General features: G+C 73.6%; 11 protein-coding genes. 3 read left to right on the top strand and 8 right to left on the bottom strand.

The genetic code is table 11. The features are described 5' to 3' along the window. Positions 1–3: 3 nt before the first annotated feature. From phoA to IFT79_RS10385, 3 genes are all read right to left on the bottom strand, one after another. The gene (phoA, locus tag IFT79_RS10395; protein WP_342211823.1) at positions 4–1,938 is read right to left on the bottom strand and encodes an alkaline phosphatase; all 1,935 of its coding nucleotides are present in this window, start codon (positions 1,936–1,938) and stop codon (positions 4–6) included. A gap of 290 nt (positions 1,939–2,228) precedes the next feature. Beyond that, positions 2,229–5,252 (bottom strand): AAA family ATPase, encoded by a 3,024-nt coding sequence (locus IFT79_RS10390; RefSeq protein WP_192124074.1) that lies wholly within the window; start codon positions 5,250–5,252, stop codon positions 2,229–2,231. Further along, the gene (locus tag IFT79_RS10385) at positions 5,249–6,445 is read right to left on the bottom strand and encodes an exonuclease SbcCD subunit D C-terminal domain-containing protein (RefSeq protein ID WP_192124072.1); all 1,197 of its coding nucleotides are present in this window, start codon (positions 6,443–6,445) and stop codon (positions 5,249–5,251) included. The genes IFT79_RS10390 and IFT79_RS10385 overlap by 4 nt, the downstream gene beginning before the upstream one ends. Before the next feature lie 205 nt (positions 6,446–6,650). On the opposite strand from IFT79_RS10385, the gene IFT79_RS10380 reads away from it, so the two are divergent. Next, on the top strand, positions 6,651–7,862 hold the full coding sequence (locus IFT79_RS10380; RefSeq protein ID WP_082460627.1) for a M20/M25/M40 family metallo-hydrolase: 1,212 nt from the start codon (positions 6,651–6,653) through the stop codon (positions 7,860–7,862). A gap of 171 nt (positions 7,863–8,033) precedes the next feature. Here the strand turns inward: IFT79_RS10380 and IFT79_RS10375 are convergent, their stop codons facing one another. The 3 genes from IFT79_RS10375 to IFT79_RS10365 all read right to left on the bottom strand — a co-directional run bounded on the left by IFT79_RS10375 (position 8,034) and on the right by IFT79_RS10365 (position 11,806). Beyond that, on the bottom strand, positions 8,034–9,053 hold the full coding sequence (locus IFT79_RS10375; protein ID WP_192124070.1) for a hypothetical protein: 1,020 nt from the start codon (positions 9,051–9,053) through the stop codon (positions 8,034–8,036). A 186-nt stretch (positions 9,054–9,239) separates the two neighbouring features. Beyond that, the gene (gene prpB / locus IFT79_RS10370) at positions 9,240–10,139 is read right to left on the bottom strand and encodes a methylisocitrate lyase (RefSeq protein ID WP_192124067.1); all 900 of its coding nucleotides are present in this window, start codon (positions 10,137–10,139) and stop codon (positions 9,240–9,242) included. Further along, positions 10,139–11,806 (bottom strand): MmgE/PrpD family protein, encoded by a 1,668-nt coding sequence (locus IFT79_RS10365; RefSeq protein ID WP_192124065.1) that lies wholly within the window; start codon positions 11,804–11,806, stop codon positions 10,139–10,141. The genes prpB and IFT79_RS10365 overlap by 1 nt, the downstream gene beginning before the upstream one ends. Before the next feature lie 207 nt (positions 11,807–12,013). Here IFT79_RS10365 and IFT79_RS10360 point away from each other — a divergent pair, with 207 nt between their 5' ends. Continuing rightward, positions 12,014–12,766 (top strand): Ltp family lipoprotein, encoded by a 753-nt coding sequence (locus IFT79_RS10360; RefSeq protein ID WP_192124063.1) that lies wholly within the window; start codon positions 12,014–12,016, stop codon positions 12,764–12,766. Positions 12,767–12,894: 128 nt separating this feature from the next. Then, positions 12,895–13,563: a hypothetical protein gene (locus tag IFT79_RS10355; protein ID WP_192124061.1), complete on the top strand. Its 669-nt coding sequence runs from the start codon at positions 12,895–12,897 to the stop codon at positions 13,561–13,563. A 123-nt stretch (positions 13,564–13,686) separates the two neighbouring features. Here the strand turns inward: IFT79_RS10355 and IFT79_RS10350 are convergent, their stop codons facing one another. Together IFT79_RS10350 and IFT79_RS10345 are read right to left on the bottom strand one after the other, a co-directional pair. After that, the gene (locus IFT79_RS10350) at positions 13,687–14,637 is read right to left on the bottom strand and encodes an acetamidase/formamidase family protein (protein ID WP_192124059.1); all 951 of its coding nucleotides are present in this window, start codon (positions 14,635–14,637) and stop codon (positions 13,687–13,689) included. Continuing rightward, positions 14,634–16,088, bottom strand: coding sequence for an APC family permease (locus IFT79_RS10345; RefSeq protein WP_056049559.1), 1,455 nt, complete (start codon positions 16,086–16,088; stop codon positions 14,634–14,636). The genes IFT79_RS10350 and IFT79_RS10345 overlap by 4 nt, the downstream gene beginning before the upstream one ends. Between the last annotated feature and the right edge of the window lie 150 nt (positions 16,089–16,238).

Here is a 16,238-nt window from a genome sequence, read left to right as displayed (position 1 = left end):
CGCCTAGAGCTGCACGCCGTCCTGCACGGACGCCGCGCGGTGGCGACGACGCAGCACGAGGGCCGCACCGGTGCCGGCCAGCATCAGCGCGAGCAGCAGGGCGGGCAGGGCGTCGGAGCCGGTGAACGCGAGGGGCCCGCCCCCGTTGCCGGCCGTCCCCGCGCCTCCTGCGCTCGAGCCGTCAGCGGGGACCGCCGCGGGAGGGGTCGTCGGAGCCGGGGTGACGGCGCCTTCGACGACGGCGACGGTCGTCGCCAGCGTCGTGCCGCTCTGCGTGCCGGTCAGCGTGATCGTGTAGCTGCCGGGCTCGGTCGGGGCGGTGACGGTGTAGGTCGCGACGCCGTCGATCACGTCGGCGATGCCGAGGTCGGTCACCGTGCCGTCGACGTCGAGCGTGCCCGTGACCTGGCGGTCGCCGGCGAGGCCGGCGGTGCTGACCGGGAACTCGGCGCCGGGGGCGACCTCGGTCGGAGCCGAGATCGTCGCGTCGGTGCTGAGGCCGTCGAGGTCGCGGTCGAGCTGCAGGGCGTTGACGATGGTGAAGAAGTTGTCGGTCTGGTCGATCAGGCCGACGACGTTCGCGGCACCGGGGCCGTAACCCGCGACGCGCAACTGCGTGCCGGTGTGCTGCTGCGACCCGCCCGCCGCGGCGGTGCCGTAGGCGATCTTCATCGTGGTGCCGTCGACCGTCGTCAGCGCGGTGCTGAGCGTGGCGGGCGGCGTCGAGTCGACGATCTGGCTGGTGTGCGCGTGGTCCGCCGTGACGATGACCATCGTGTTGCCGTCGGCCTTCGCGAAGGCGAGGGCGGACTGGACGGCCTCGTCGAGGTCGAGCACCTCACCGATCTGACCGCAGGCGTCGGCGCTGTGGTCGCGCTTGTCGATCGAGGCACCCTCGACCTGCAGGAAGAAGCCCTGGTCACCGGTGTCGAGCAGGTCGATCGACTTCTCGGTCAGCGACTGCAGCGAGAGGCCGGTGGACAGGCGGGCCGGGTTCGGCAGGCAGGTCTGCGGGGCCAGGTCGGCCCCGCCGACGGTCGCCGTGGTGGCGGCGTACCGGGTCGGGAAGTTGCCGTCGGTGAAGGTGCCGAGCACGGGCTGCGCCTGGTCGGCGGTCGTCAGGGCGTCGAGGCCGGCCGCGTCGCGCACGACCTGGTAGCCACGGTCCTGCGCCTGGGCGAACAGGGTGTCGCCCTGCCACTGACCGGCACGGGCGGACTGGCCGAACGAGGTCGCGCCTCCGCCGAGGGTCAGGTCGGCACGGGTGCCGATGATCTGCTCGCTGATCGAGCCGAGGCCGCCCTGGTCGAGCGCGTCGGCGCCGCACTGGGTGACGCTGTCGGGGCCGTAGCAGCTGCGGGCGGCGACGTGCGCGGCCTGCACGGCCGGGGTGGCGTCCTGCAGCTCGGCGGTCGAGACGTTGCCGGTCTTCTTGCCGTTGGCCTTGGCGATCTCGAGCAGGGTGTCCTGCGGGACGCCGTCGACGTCGACCGAGATGGCGTTGTCGTAGGTCTTCGTGCCGGTGGCCCAGGCGGAGCCGGTCGCGGCGGAGTCCGGCACGTAGTCGGGCTTGCCCTTGTTCGCGCCGTCCCGGTAGACCGAGTACGTCGTGTACTGGCCGGTCAGGGGCAGGGCGTCGATGCCGGGCAGCGTTCCGCCGGCGCCGTAGGCGTAGTTGCGCGCCGACGTGATCTCGCTGTCGCCCATGCCGTCGCCGATCAGCAGGATGACGTTCTTGGCGGGGCCGGCCTCCACCGAGTCGAGCAGCAGCTGCGTGCTGTCGTCGATGCTGCGGGCGGCACCACCGTTCTGGGCGACGTTCGCGGGGGTGGCCGCGAAGGCGGCGACGGGGCTGAGGGCGAGGGCGGCGGCGGCGGCCGTCGCGACGACCCCCGTCGTCAGGGCCGCACGCCGGCGGTTCGGGGTGTTCTTCGACACGGTTCTGCTCCTGTGATCGTGATCGTGATCCGGTCGCCACGCGACGGAGTCGCCGCGGAGCGGGGACCAGCAGACTCCTGCCGGGTGGCCGCCACGTGAACGAGGCCGTGCGCGCGGGTGAACACCCTCGGACGGGGGTCGCCCGCTCGGCTGGCACGCCCCGACGCCCCGGCCGGCCGGCCCGCCGCGCTGCCCCGCCCCGATGCCCTGCCGGCCCGCCGCACTGCCCTGCCCCGCTGCCCTGCTCAGCCGACCCGTCCCGCTCAGCCGACCCGCGCTGCCCTGCCTGCTCAGCCGGTCGTCGAGCGAAGCACCGACGACCCGTCGGGGCGGCGTCGCACCTCGACCCGGTCGGCGATGCGCTGCTTGAGCTCGTCGACGTGGCTGACGATGCCGATCACCCGCCCCGAGGCACTGAGCCGGCCGAGTTCGCTCATGACGGCGTCGAGGGTCTCGGGGTCGAGCGAGCCGAACCCCTCGTCGACGAACAGGGTGCCGAGCTCGAGCCCGCCGGCCTCGGCCTGCACGACGTCGGCGAGGCCGAGCGCGAGGCTGAGCGAGGCGTAGAAGGTCTCACCGCCCGAGAAGCTGCCGGGGTCGCGGGTGGTGTCGGTGGTCGCGTCCCGGATGACGAGCGAGAGCCCCGTCTTGCGCGAGCGCGACCCGACCTCGCGCTCGTCGGACGAGGCGAGCTCGTACCGCCCGCTCGACATGACCGACAGCCGGACGTTCGCCGCCGCCACGACCTCGTCGAACCGTCGCAGCAGCACGTAGGTGCCGAGCGTCACGCCCTTCACGTTCTCGCCGGTCGAGGCGCTGGCGAGGTTCGCCATGCGCACCACCGCCCGGGCGTGCTCGACGGCGGCGTCGGCCGCGGCCGTCACGGCCTCGAGGGCGGCCAGGGCCTGGCGCGCCCGCTCGGCCCGGTCGCCGGTGCGCGTCGCGCGGTCGGTGGCCTCGTCGAGCTCGGCCTCGACCAGGTCGAGGGCCTCGACGGCCGACGGGACGTCCGCCACCTCGTCGCCGGTCAGCACCGCGGCCTCGGGCTCGACCAGCCCGGCCGCGACGATCGCCCGTTCGCGTTCGTGCGCCGAGACCCGCGCCTCGAGCGCGGCGAGGTCGCCCGCCTCGAGGGCGGCGTCGGCGACTTGGTCGACGTCGTCGAACCCGCTGCGCTCGAGGGCGGCCGCGAGCTCGGCACGTCGGACGGCCGCCGCGTCGGACGCCACGTCGGCGGCGTCGAGGAGGGTCAGGAGGCGCGTGTCGCGTTCGACCCCGTCACCGACCGCTGCGGTGAGCTCGGCGATGGTCGGGGCCCGACCGTCGAGCAGTCGCGCGATCTCGGCCTCGTCGTCGAGCAGGGCCCGCCGGTCGGCGGCCACGCGCTCCCGGCCGGTGGCGGCTCGCTCGCGGAGGTCGTCCCGCTCGGCCCGCAGCTCGTCGACCTCGCGGTCGTGGGCCACGAGCGCCGCCTCGGCCGCCGCGAGGGCGGTACGGGCCCGGGTGGCCTCGGACACGCGCAGGGCGAGCCGGGCCAGGTCGGACTCGACGTCGTCGCGGGTCAGGTCGCCCAGGGCGCGGCGGGCCTCGGCGGCCCGCCCCTCGGCGGTCGCGTGCCGTGCGGCGGACTCGCGCTGACGGGCCTCGGCCGCTCGTGACGACCGCGACGCGGCCTCGACCTGGTCGTCGGTGGGGTGCTCGGTGCCGGGAGCCGCCGGGGCCGGATGCTCTCGCGAGCCGCACACGGGGCATGGGTCGCCGACGACCAGAGCCGCGGCCAGGTGACCCGCCATGCCCTCGATCTGCCGACGGCGGAGGCCCGCCTCGTCGTCGAGGGCCCGCAGCGCCGCCGCCGAGTCGTCGGCCCGTCGTGCGGACGCCGCGTCGACGGCCCGGCCGAGGGCGTCGAGGTCGTCGAGATCACGCAGGCGGAGCCGTGCCTCGGCCGTCGCCTGCTCGGCGGCGACGAGGTCGGTCGAGGCGTCGGCCAGGGCGTCGCGCTCGACGACGAGCGACGCCCGCACGGCGGGGGCCGCGACGAGGTGCGCGTCGAGCTCACGGCGCCGCTCGTCGGCGACCACCAGGGATTGCTCGGCCGCCTCGAGAGCGGTGCGACGACCGGGCAGGGCCTTCTCGGTCCGGGCCGCCTCGGTCAGGAGGGCGAGTTCCGACAGTCGGGCGTCGCGACGGGCGGCGACGTCGGCTCGGAGCGGGACCTCGCCGTGCGCCACGGTCGTCTCGCCGTCGGCGACGACCCCGGCGGCCCCGGCGGCCCCGGCGGCCCCGGCGGCCCCGGCCAGGCGTGACGCCGCATCACGCTCGGCCTCGGTCGCCCGCGTGACCGCGGCGAGGGCGTCGGTCACGGTCGCGGCCCGGGTCGCCGCGGCGACGCGCGAGCGGACCGTGGCGATCTCGCCGTCGCCCTCGTCGAGGCGCGTCCGCCGGACGGTCAGGTCGGCTCGTCGGTCGAGTGCCGCCCCCAGCGCCCGCACGCGATCGAGGGACCGTCGTGCCGCGTCTCGGGCCTCGACCACCCGTGACCGCTGAGCCGACGCGGCGACGGCCTGGGCCTCGAGGTCACCGAGCAGGGCGACCCCGCCGTCGGCGGCCAGCCCCTCGTCGAGGGCCTCGGCCTCGAGGCCGCTCGCCTCGAGCAGTCTGGCTCGCGCCAGCTCGATGTCGCGGTCGGCGGCGGCCACGGCGGCGTTCGCGACCTTCCGCCGGTCGACGAGCTCGGCCGTGGTGCGCTCGTAGATCTCGGTGCCGAAGAGCGACTGCAGGACCTCTTTGCGCTTCTCGCCGGTCGAGCGGAGGAAGGCGGCGAACTCGCCCTGGGGCAGGACGACGGTCTGCACGAACTGCTGGCGCGTGAGCCCGAGGATGCGCGAGACCTCGGCGCCGGCCTCTTGCGTGCTGATCGAGACGATCTCGCCGTCGACGGCGTCGGGCGACGAGAGGCGCCACAGCTTGGCGGTCGCGTTCGCCGGCGTCGTGCCCGTGCCGCGTGCCTTCGGGCGGCGGTACGCGGGCGTGCGTCGGATGCGGTGCACGCCCGCGCCGTTCTCGAAGACGAGCTCGACGAAGGGCTCGACGTCGGGGGCGGCGTGGTGGCTGCGCAGGCGGTCGGGCGTCGAGGCCGAACCGGCGAGCCCGCCGTAGAGGGCGAAGACGATCGCGTCGATGATGGTCGACTTGCCCGAACCCGTCGGGCCCTCGAGCAGGAAGGTGCCCGAGGCGCCGAGCGCGGCGAAGTCGATGCTGTGCTCGCCCGCGTAGGGCCCGATGGCCCTCAGGGTCAGCCGGTGGAGGTTCATTCGCCGACCTCGCTCGCGAGTGCGGCCTCGTAGGCGCCGCGCACCATGGCGAGCTCGGTCTCGCTCGCCGCCCCGCCCGAGGCGAAGGCGACGAACTCGGCCGCCACCTCGATCGGGTCGGACTCGGCCGTCACGGCGGCCAGCGCCGAGGCCTCGACCGCTCCGACGGGCGTGTGGTGGATCGCGAGGGCGTGCGGGAAGTGCTCGGCCACCCGCGTGTAGAGCCGTTCGGGGTGCACCGGATCGGTGACGAAGACCCGGAGCCAGGCGTCGCGCAGGTCGTCGTGGCGCCCGTCGAGCAGGGCGTCGAGGGAGTCGGTCACCTCGGCCAGTCGTCGCGGGACGGGAGCCGGGACGAGCTCGACCGAGACCGAGCCGTCGGCGGCCAGCTCGAGGATCGTGGACGACTTGACCTGGTTCCGCTCGCCGAACGAGAAGGCCAGGGGCGAACCCGAGTAGCGCAGGCGACCGGACGGGCCGACGCGCTGGGCACCGTGCAGGTGGCCGAGGGCGACGTAGTCGACGCCCTCGAACGCGGCCGACGGCACGGAGTCGACGCCGCCCACCCGGATGTCGCGCTCGCTCTCGCTGCGCTCGGGCGTCGGGGCGCCGTCGGGCTCGCGGTCGGCTGCGGGCCCCGCCACGACGAACGCGTGCGCCACCACGACCGACCGGGTGCCGGGTCGCCCGGCGAGGTCGTCGCGCACCCGCTGCATCGCCGCACCCACGACGGCCGCGTGCGACCGGGGCAACGGCTCGTCGGCTCCCGCCGGTGCCAGGGACCTGCGGACGCTGTCGGGGTCGAGGTAGGGCAGCCCGTAGAAGGCGACCGGCCCCTCCGGGTCGTCGACGACGACGGGCTCGTCGAGCAGGTCGACCGACGCCCGCAGGTGCAGGCCCGGGCGCATCAGCTCGGCCGCGAACCCCAGACGCACCGCCGAGTCGTGGTTGCCCGGCGTGACGATCACGGTGGCGTGCTCGGTCAGGCCCGCGAGGGCCCGGCCGAGGAGGCGCACGCTGGGCACCGCGGGGACGGCCCGGTCGTACACGTCGCCCGCGACCACCACGACGTCGATCGACCGTTCGACCACGAGCCCCACCAGGTGGTCGACGAAGGCCTGCTGAGGCTCGTGCAGGTCGACCCCGTGCAGCGTGCGCCCCAGGTGCCAGTCGCTGGTGTGCAGGATGCGCACGGGGCCCCTCTCGTGGATGTCGCGGTCGGTGCGGCAACGGGTGCCGGAGTCGGTGCCCCCGACTGTATCGGGGGCCTCCGACAGAGCCGACCGCGCCTCCTCGGGTCCCGCGCCGCGCCTCCTCGGTCCGGCGCCGCGCCTCCTCGGGTCCCGCGCCGCGCCTCCCCACCGGTCGCCGCCCCGCCCACGGGAGTGAGATGGTCAGATGCCCGCACACCGTGGCGGGCCCGACGAGAGCGAGACCGTGAGCCACGACGCCCTGCAGCCCGACCAGGTCACCGCCCTCCGTCGCGAGGTCGAGGCCCGCCTCGACGCGATGGTGGCCGACCTGACGACCTACGCGAGCCTCGAGACGCCGTCCGACGACGTCGACCTGCTCGAGGCGGGGCTCCGCTGGATCGAGACCTGGCTCGGCGAGACCGTCGGCCCGCCGGCCGAGCGCCGGGTGCACGTCGTCGAGGGCTACGGCGACACGGTGACCCTCGACTACCCGTCGCCGTCGGGCTCGACCGAGTGGGTGTCGGCCCTGTGCCACTACGACACGGTCTGGTCCGAGGGGACGCTGGCCGGGTGGCCCGTCACGGTCGAGGGCGACCGCATGACCGGCCCGGGCGTCTTCGACATGAAGTCCGGGCTGATCCAGCTCGGCAACGCCCTCGCGATCGGCGACCGCCTGGGGCTGCCACGTCCGAACGTGCGCCTGCTGCTCAACGGCGACGAGGAGGTCGGCAGCATCGCCTCGCGTGAGGCGATCGAGCGCGAGGTCGGACGAGGAGGCGCGGTGTTCGTCTTCGAGTCGGCCGCCGACGGTGCCGTGAAGACCGCCCGCAAGGGCGTCGGCATCTTCGAGGTCGAGGCCTTCGGGGTCGAGGTGCACGCCGGCCTGCATCCGCGCTCCGGGGCGAGCGCCGTCGACGAGATCGCCCGCGTCGTCCTGGCCCTGCACGCCGCCGCCGACGTCGAGGCGGGCACCTCGCTGAACGTGGGAGTGCTGCAGGGCGGCACCCGCACCAACGTCAAGGCCGGCTACGCCCGCGCGATGGTCGACGTCCGCGTCACCTCGTCGACCGAGGCCGAGCGCATCGAGCGGGTCTTCGCCGGACTCGCGGCGCACGATCCCGCCGCGACGCTGAAGGTCACCGGCGGCTGGAACCGCCCGCCGATGGAGCGCTCGGTCGCGACCGGCGCGCTGTACGAACGCGCCGCCCGGGTCGCCACCTCGCTCGGCTTCGAGTTGCGCGAGGTGTCGGTCGGCGGCGCCAGCGACGGCAACTTCGCCGCCGCGCTGGGCCTGGCGGTGCTCGACGGGGTCGGCGGCGTCGGCGGCGGAGCGCACGCCCGACACGAGTGGATCAGCGTGCACGGCATGGTCGAGCGCACCGAGTTCGTCAGCGCCCTGTTCGCCGACCTCGCCTAGTCCGCCCCAACCAACCCCACCGCACCGCTTTGCCGTGCTTTGCACCGCTCTGCACCGCTCAACACCGCTCCGCACCGCCGAGTGGACACGACGCCGCCGCGCGACACGGCGCCTTGTCCACTCGGCGGTTCGCTGCCGCGGCGCCGACGACGCTGTGCGAATAGCGCACCCTCACGACCACGACGCCGAGGTGCGGCCCGACCGCAGCGGCACCCCGCCACGGCGCACGATCGCCGCCAGCCGTCGCGGATCGAGCGCGTCGTCGATGTCACATCTCTCGATGCGTCGGACCCGCCCCGTGCCCAACAATCGAGCCTCGCGCTTCTTCTCACGGCGTACGACCTCGGCCGGGGACGAGCCCGCGAGCAAGCGAGGGTCCGAGTACTTGCCGAAACCGTCGAACTCGAGCACGAACCCGAACTCTTCGAAGAAGAAGTCGCATCGTCCGACGAATCCCCGGGCGTCGAAGAACTCCTCTTGCAGGATCGGCTGAGGCGCACCGAGCCGATGCAACGCGACTCGCACGAGCGACTCCCCGCCGTTCTCGGACAGGGGCGTGGCGAACGAGATCGCTCGCCCGAGTGCCAGCTCACCCCGCCGTCCGACCACGCCGTCGGCCATCGCCCCGAACCGGAGCCGGAACTCGTCACGCAGATCGTCGACTCGGGTGCGCATCTCGGCGGCCCTCGGAAGCCGACTCGTGACCAAGAGCCGACGACGCATCACGCCGTCGAGACAGAGGACGCCGTCGTCGAACCCGGATGACCTCGCGACGTCGAAGGCGGTGCGCAGCTCACTCGTGACCAGCAGGTCGCCCACCGACTCGATCTCGTCGTCCTCGAGACCGGCCCCGTGCTTGACGAGGACCGGCGTGCACTGGGTCGAGGCCCGACGTCGGTCGATCACGTGCACCCGGCGCGGGTCGCCCTGGACGCTCGGCAGCCCGTGCACGGCGACGGCCGAGCCGTGGGACACGACGCAGTCGGCGGGGAGCGCGGACACGGCGGCCCGCACCCGGACGACGTGGCGACGCCAGGGCCTCAGTCGGCCCCAGTCCTCCGTCGCCACGTAGACGCCCCGTTGGACGCGCACGAGACGTCCCGCGGCGGCGTCGCGTCGCAGGGCGCGCGCCTCGCGGGACTGCGCACCCGGCGTGGCGGAGAAGATCAGATCGGGGAGGTCGTCGTCCATCCCTCGATGCTCGCCCGTCGATCGGACCCGGCCGCGCCTCCAGAACTTCGCTGTGGACGACCGCCCGCCCACCGCGTCATGTCGACGAGACGACCTATGCGCACCGAGAACCGCCGAGTGGACAGCGCGCCGCCGCATGACGCGGCGCGCTGTCCACTCGGCGGCGTCCGGCACCGGCGCCCGACCTCAGCCCTCCAGCGTGAAGTCGTAGACGCCGGCGTCGAAGCGGGCGTAGCCGGGGTAGTCGATCAGCTCGTAGAGCTCGGCACGGGTCTGCATCGTCGGCACCTGCGAGTCGAGCGACCCGTCGGCCACGAGCGCGTCGAGCGCCCGGGACGCCGCACCCATCGCGGCACGCATCAGCGACACCGGGTGGATCACCATGCTCACGCCCACGTCGTGCAGTTGCTGGTGCGTGAAGAGGGCGCTCTTGCCGAACTCGGTCATGTTGGCGAGCACGGGCACGTCGAGCGCCGAACAGATCGCCTCGAACTCGCCGAGGTCGGCCATCGCCTCGGCGAAGATCGCGTCGGCCCCCGCGTCGACCAGGGCCCGGGCCCGGTCGACCGCGGCCTCGAGCCCGTCGAGCGCCCGGACGTCCGTGCGCGCCATGATCACGAGCGACGGGTCGCGGCGCGCGTCGACCGCGGCCCGGATGCGACCGGCCGCCGTCGCCGCGTCCACGACCTGCTTGCCGTCGAGATGGCCGCAGCGCTTGGGGTTGACCTGGTCCTCGATGTGCAGCCCGGCCACACCGGCGGCCTCGAGCACCTGGACGGTGCGGGCGACGTTCATCGGCTCGCCGAACCCGGTGTCGGCGTCGACGAGCACGGGCAGGTCGGTCATCGACGCGATCTGCCCGGCCCGCGTGGCGACCTCGGTGAGCGTGGTGAGGCCGATGTCGGGCAGCCCGAGCTCGTTGGCCATCACGGCGCCCGACACGTAGACGCCGTCGAAGCCCTTCTGCTCGATCAGGCGAGCGGTGAGCGGCGTGAACGCGCCGGGGAAGACCAGGGTGCGCTCGTCGGCCAGCCCGGCCCGGAACGCCGCGCGCTTGTCGGCAGGCGACACCGTCGAGTACAGCATCAGAAGAGCCCGCCCGGCTGGGCGGCGGCACCCGCGAGGGCGTCGGGAGCGACGATGCCCAGCTGCCGCACCTCGACCGCCGTCAACGAGGGGAGGCGCGTGGCCAGGTCGACGAACCGCTCGACCTCGGCGTCGGGCAGCACGCCCTCGGCCAACGTCCGGAACTTGCGCACGTAGTCCTCGCGTCCGAAGGGTCGCGCCCCCAGGGGGTGGGCGTCGGCGACGGCGATCTCGTCCACGAGGGTCGTGCCGTCGACGAACTCGACCTCGATGCGGCCGCCGAACGCCTTCTCGGCGGGGTCGGTCGAGTGGTAGCGGGCCGTCCAGGCGGGGTCCTCCGCCGTGGTGATGCGCTGCCACAGCTCGACGGTGTCGGGACGCTGCGCCCGGGCCGGGGCGTAGCTGCGCTCGTGGTGCCATTCGCCGTCCTGCAGGGCGACGGCGACGATGTAGGGGATGGAGTGGTCGAGCGTCTCGCGGCTGGCCGTGGGGTCGTACTTCTGCGGGTCGCCCGCCCCCGAGCCGATCACGACGTGCGTGTGGTGGCTGGTGTGCAGCACGATGCGGCGCACCTGCGCCGGGTCGCGGAGGGCGGGGTGCGCGCGGCCGAGCCGCCGGGCGAGGTCGATCCAGGCCTGGGCCTGGTACTCGGCCGAGTGCTCCTTCGTGTAGGTGTCGAGGATGCCCCGCTTGGACGCACCCGGCGCCGGCAGGGGCACGTCGTACGACGCCCCGGGTCCGTCGAGCAGCCGGGCGATCACGCCGTCCTCACCCTCGTAGATCGGGGCGGGACTGCCCTGGCCGCGCATCGCGCGGTCGACGGCCTCGACCGCGGCCTTGCCCGCGTAGGCCGGGGCGTAGGCCTTCCACGACGAGATCGCGCCCTTCCGCGACTGCCGCGTGGCCGTCGTCGTGTGCAGCGCCTGGCCGATCGCCTGGTGCACCACCTCGGTCGAGAGCCCGAGCATCGTGCCCAGGCCTGCCGCGACCGACGGGCCGAGGTGGGCGACGTGGTCGATCTTGTGGGCGTGCAGGCTGATCGCCCGGACGAGGTCGACCTGCACCTCGTAGCCGGTCACGATGCCGCGCAGCAGGGCCGCACCGTCGAGTCCGCGGTGCTGTGCGACGGCGACCATCGCCGGGATGTTGTCGCCGGGGTGCGAGTACTCCGCCGCGAGGAACGTGTCGTGGAAGTCGAGTTCGCGCACGGCGACCCCGTTCGACCAGGCGGCCCACTCGGGCGAGACGGGGTGCTCGGGCGCGACGCCCGTGACCTGCGAGCCCGCGCCTCCGGTGGTCGGCGGATGCGCGAGCGCCTGGTCGCGCGCGACGGCGACCGGCGCGCGCAGCAGCGACGCGGCCGAGACGGCGGCGTTGTCGATCAGGCGGTTGATGACCATCTCGGTCACGTCGTCGTCGACGGGCGCGTCGTCGGTCGCGAGCGCGGCCAGGCGCCACGCGAGCTCGTCCTCGCGGGCCAACGGCTGGTCGCTGCGGTGCACCCGCACGGTGTGCACGACGAGGTCGGCGGTCGGGGCGGCCGGCCCGTCTCGACCGTCCGTGACCCCGGACGAGGAGGCGCGGGTCGCGTCCCCTCGGCCGCTCTCGTCGGTCGTCGCCCCGGCGTCGTGTGCGTGCTCGGACGCCTGCTCGTGCTGCGTGCCCATCGGCCACCCTCTCTGGTGGGGCGGGCGTCGTGCGGCCCGCCGTGCGCCGTCGTCGGTGACGGCCGTGTCGTTGCCGACCAGTCTCGCACCCGGTCCGGGCGACGCGTCTCGTCCCCGCCCCGGACGACGCGCCTGGCGTCCCCCGGCCCGCCGACGCGCCCCGTTCGGGGGTGAACCCGTCTGTCCGCCACCTGGCAGGCTGGGAGCATGACGACCGAGAGCCCGCTGGGGGGCGGCTCCGACGAGCGACGCCCCTCCGCCGACCAGCCGACCACCTCCTACCCCGCGACGGGGACGTCCACCCCGCCGACCCGACCGGGCCGCCCGATCGGGCTCGCGATCGCCGCCCTCGTCGTGGGCATCGTCGCGTTCCTGCTCGGCCTCGTGCCCGTGGTGGGCACGATCGTCGGACTCGCCGCCGTGGTGCTCGGCATCATCGCGCTGCTGCGGCACCAGTCGAAGGTCATGGCGTGGATCGGCCTCGGCCTGGGAGCCGTCGCCACCATCGTGTCCATCGTCGTCGCCGTCGGCCTCGGCGCGGCGATCGACAGCGTGCAGCAGGACGACCCGGCCGTGACCGCCACCTCCGAGCCCGCCCCCGTCCGCACCTCGTCGACGCCCGCGCCCACCGCGTCGGCCACGCCGACGTCGGCGGCCGCCGACGTGCCGGCCGACCACTCGGACGCCCTGGCGGACGCCGAGACCATCGCGAACGGCCTCGGCAGCAGCAAGCTCGAGACCTACGCGAAGCTCGTGGCCGGCGGCGCCTCCGAAACCGCGGCGCAGTACGCGGTCGACACGGTCGACGCCGACTGGCAGGCCAACGCCGTCCGCAAGGCCAAGGCCTACGCGGCGGACGGCATGACGGGCGACGTGCTGCGCAACCAGCTCGTCAGCGAGTACGGCGAACAGTTCACCGCCGAGGAGGCCGACTACGCCCTGGCGCACCTCGACGACTGACGCCTCGTGACGCGATCGTGATCCTGGCCGGCCCGACCTCATCCTCTGGGACGAGTGCTCGGGCCGGACCGGTCTGTAGCGTCGAGAGCGACCACCGGAGGACGACCGGAGGCCAGGAGGGCACGATCATGAGGAGCACGACCACGATGCGCACCGCCATCGGCACGGGGGCCACGGCCTGCCTGATCCTGGTGTTGACCGCGGGCTGCACGGGCGGGGCCGACGACGCGACGCCGAGCCCGTCCGAGACGAACTCCGCGACGCCGTCCTCGGCCACCGCCACGCCCGCCCCCACGCCCGCGCCCACCGAGACCGCCGGCCCGGTCGCCCTCCCGGTCGACTGCACCGACATCGTCGACCAGGCCACCTACGCCTCGACCTTCGGCGACATCCCGCTCAACCCGGTCGAGTTCGGCGGCTCGGGCACCAGCTCGGGCGTGGTCACGCCGACCACCCCGCCCGCGGGGGCCGGCGCTCGTGACGTCGTCGGGGCGGCGACCGAGCTGTCCTGCCTCTGGCGCGACCCGCGGGCCGACGTCTCGGGCATCTCGGTCGCGATGGGTCACCTCGAGCCCGCCGCCGGCGCCGCGGCCCTCGACGGTCTCGCCTCGCAGGGCTACACCTGCACCTCGGTCCACGAGGGGCGCAGCTGCCAACTCGTGACGCCCGACCCCCTCTACCCGGTGGACCGCGCGCAGACCTACTGGCTGCGCGACGACGTCGTCGTCACCGTCGACCAGACCAACGTGCCGACGGACGACCTGATCGGCTCGATCGCGACGCGCCTCTTCGGCTGAATCCGCGCCTCCTGCACCTGTCGCACCGTGGACCGGACGTCGCACCGCCGAATTCGGCGGTGCGACGTCCGGTCGGCGGTGCGGTGCACGCTTAGCGCACGCGCAGCGCACGCGCGACGGGCGCTACAGCACGTGCTTCGGCACGCGGTGCAGCGTGACCGCGCCGACGGCGTCGAACGGGTGCAGCGGATCGGGGGCGACCGAGCCGGTCGGGCCCCCGAGCCTCGAGTGCCCCACGGCGCTGAGCACGGCGTAGGCGTCTCCGCGCGACCAGCCGTGGTCGTCCACGAGGAACGAGAAGGCGTCCTCGTACCCGCGGCGGATGCTCTCCTGCACCGGGTCGCCGAGGCCGACGAAGATCCAGTCGTCGGCGGTCTCGATGCGCGGCGCCCGCAGGCCGAGACCGGGCACCAGGTCGATCGAGACGACCGCCGTGCCCTCGGCCTCGATGGCCACGAACGACGACTCGCCCTCGGCCATGATCGCGTGCACGTCGCCGATCGACAGGTACGCCCCCTCGACCATGACCGGGAGGTAGACCGTCGACCCGACCGTGTTCTCGGTGACGTCCATGTTGCCGCCCTGGGCGTACGCGGGCATGATCGTCGAGTTCTCGCCCTCGGCGGGCGCCGTGCCCATGCAGCCGATCATCGGGCGGGCCTCGAAGACGTGCCGGTCGGTGACGTGCACCCCGTCGGAGTCGATCGGCACGCGGCGGGTGAACATCTCGTCGCCCATGACGTGCTGCAGGGCCCCGGACCCGGGCAGGCTGACCGACCAGCCGTGCTCGATGAGTCGGATCTCGTGCACCGTGACGGCGAGCGCGTCGCCCGGCTTCGCGCCCTCGACGTAGACCGGCCCGGTGACCGGGTTGATCGGCACGGACAGCTCCGCGAGGTCGTGGTGTCGGTGCAGCTCGGCGTAGACCGCGTCGCTCGTCTCGAACCCGATGCGTTCGCCGGTACCCGGCTCGATGCGCAGGGCCGGCGGCACCGTGGCCGTGAAACCGGGGCGACCGTGCTCCTTGCCGAGGAAGTGGTCGATCCCGTCGCGGGCGGCGTCCTCGGCGGTCATGCGTCGCGCCGTTCCGAGTCGGCCGCGGGCACCGACGTGACCGCCGGCTCGTCCGCACCCTGCCCGAGGGACGGCGCCGCGCCTCCTCGGCTGCGGTAGTAGAGGAACACGCCCGCGCCGAGCACCAGCCAGACGAGCCCGCCGATCTTGGCCTCGGGTGCCGCGTTGACCAGCACGTAGCCGATGATCAGGAACCCGACCACGGGCACGACGAGGTGCAGCAACCAGTTGCGCGACTTCTTCTTCACGACGTAGTGCACCACGACGGACACGTGCAGCAGCATGAAGCCGAACAGCGCCCCGAAGTTGACCAGCGACGAGATGACGTCGATCTGGCCGACGAAGAACAGCACGAGCACGGCCGAGAGCGCGGACACGACGAGGATCGCGGCCTGCGGCACCTGACGCGTGTTGATCTTCGAGAGGAAGGCCGGCAGCTGCCCGTCGCGGCTCATCGAGAACAGCAGGCGCGACGTCGCGGCCTGGGCGGCCATGGCGTTCGCGATGCCGACGGCCAAGACGTTGACGACGAAGAACGCCGTCGCCCACCCGCTGTTCGACGCCTCGCGCACGAGGTCGAAGAAGGCGTTCCCGGCCTCGCCCTCGGGGAACGAGTCGCGGCCGCCGGCCAGCGCGCTGGCCAGCCAAGTCTGCAGGATGAAGCAGAACGCCACGATGAACAGCGCGATGATCATGGCCTTGCCGGCCCCGCCGCGCTTGCCGGTGCTCTCCTCGGCGAGGGTCGAGATGCCGTCGAAGCCGAGGAAGCTCAGCACGGCGATCGACAACGCCGAGGCGATCAGGGGGGCGGTGACCTTGCTGGAGTCCCAGATCGGGTCGGTCGTGAACTCGGCACCGGGGATCGTGCCGCCGTTGAGCGCGGTCACGGCGATGATGACGAAGATCACGATGAAGACGACCTCGATGGCGAGGAACACCCGGTTCATCAGCTTGATCGAGCTGATGCCGAGCAGGTTCACGGCGGTGTTGACGGCGACGAAGATCAGTGCCCACATCCAGCGGGCGGTGCCCGGGAAGATGCCGATCATCGACTCGGCGGCGAAGACGTAGAGCAGCGTCGGCACGAGCAGGTAGTCGAGCAGGATGGCCCAGCCGGCGAAGAACCCGGCCACGGGGTGGATGCCCCGCCCGACGTACGAGAAGACCGACCCGGCGAGCGGGATCGACTTGGCCATCTGCGCGTAGGCGAGCGCGGTGAAGATCATCGCGACGAGGCCCACCAGGTAGACCAGCGGCACCATGCCCGAGGAGGCGTTGTAGACGGTGCCGAAGATCGCCCAGGGCGCGATCGGCACCATGAAGATCAAGCCGTAGATGAGCAGGTCGACGGTCGAGACCGACCGCTTGAGTTCTTGCTTGTAGCCGTACTGCTCGAGCTGCTGCTGGTTGCTCAGCTCACCGCCGGAGGCGGCCTTCGTGGGCAGGGACATGGTGTGCTCTCTCGCTCGGGTGGGGATCGGGTCGGTGCGGATCGGGTGGGTGCGGGTCGGGGGTGCGGGTGGGACGCGGATCGGTGCGGATCGGTGCGGGTCGGGGGGCGGGAGGCGCGGGCCGCGTCGGTTCAGGAGGCGCGGCCCACG

It is taken from the genome of Frigoribacterium sp. CFBP 8759, assembly GCF_014841655.1.
GTDB lineage: Bacteria > Actinomycetota > Actinomycetes > Actinomycetales > Microbacteriaceae > Frigoribacterium.
Note: the sequence above shows the minus strand (reverse complement) of the source record. Positions and strands in the feature narration are given on the sequence as shown.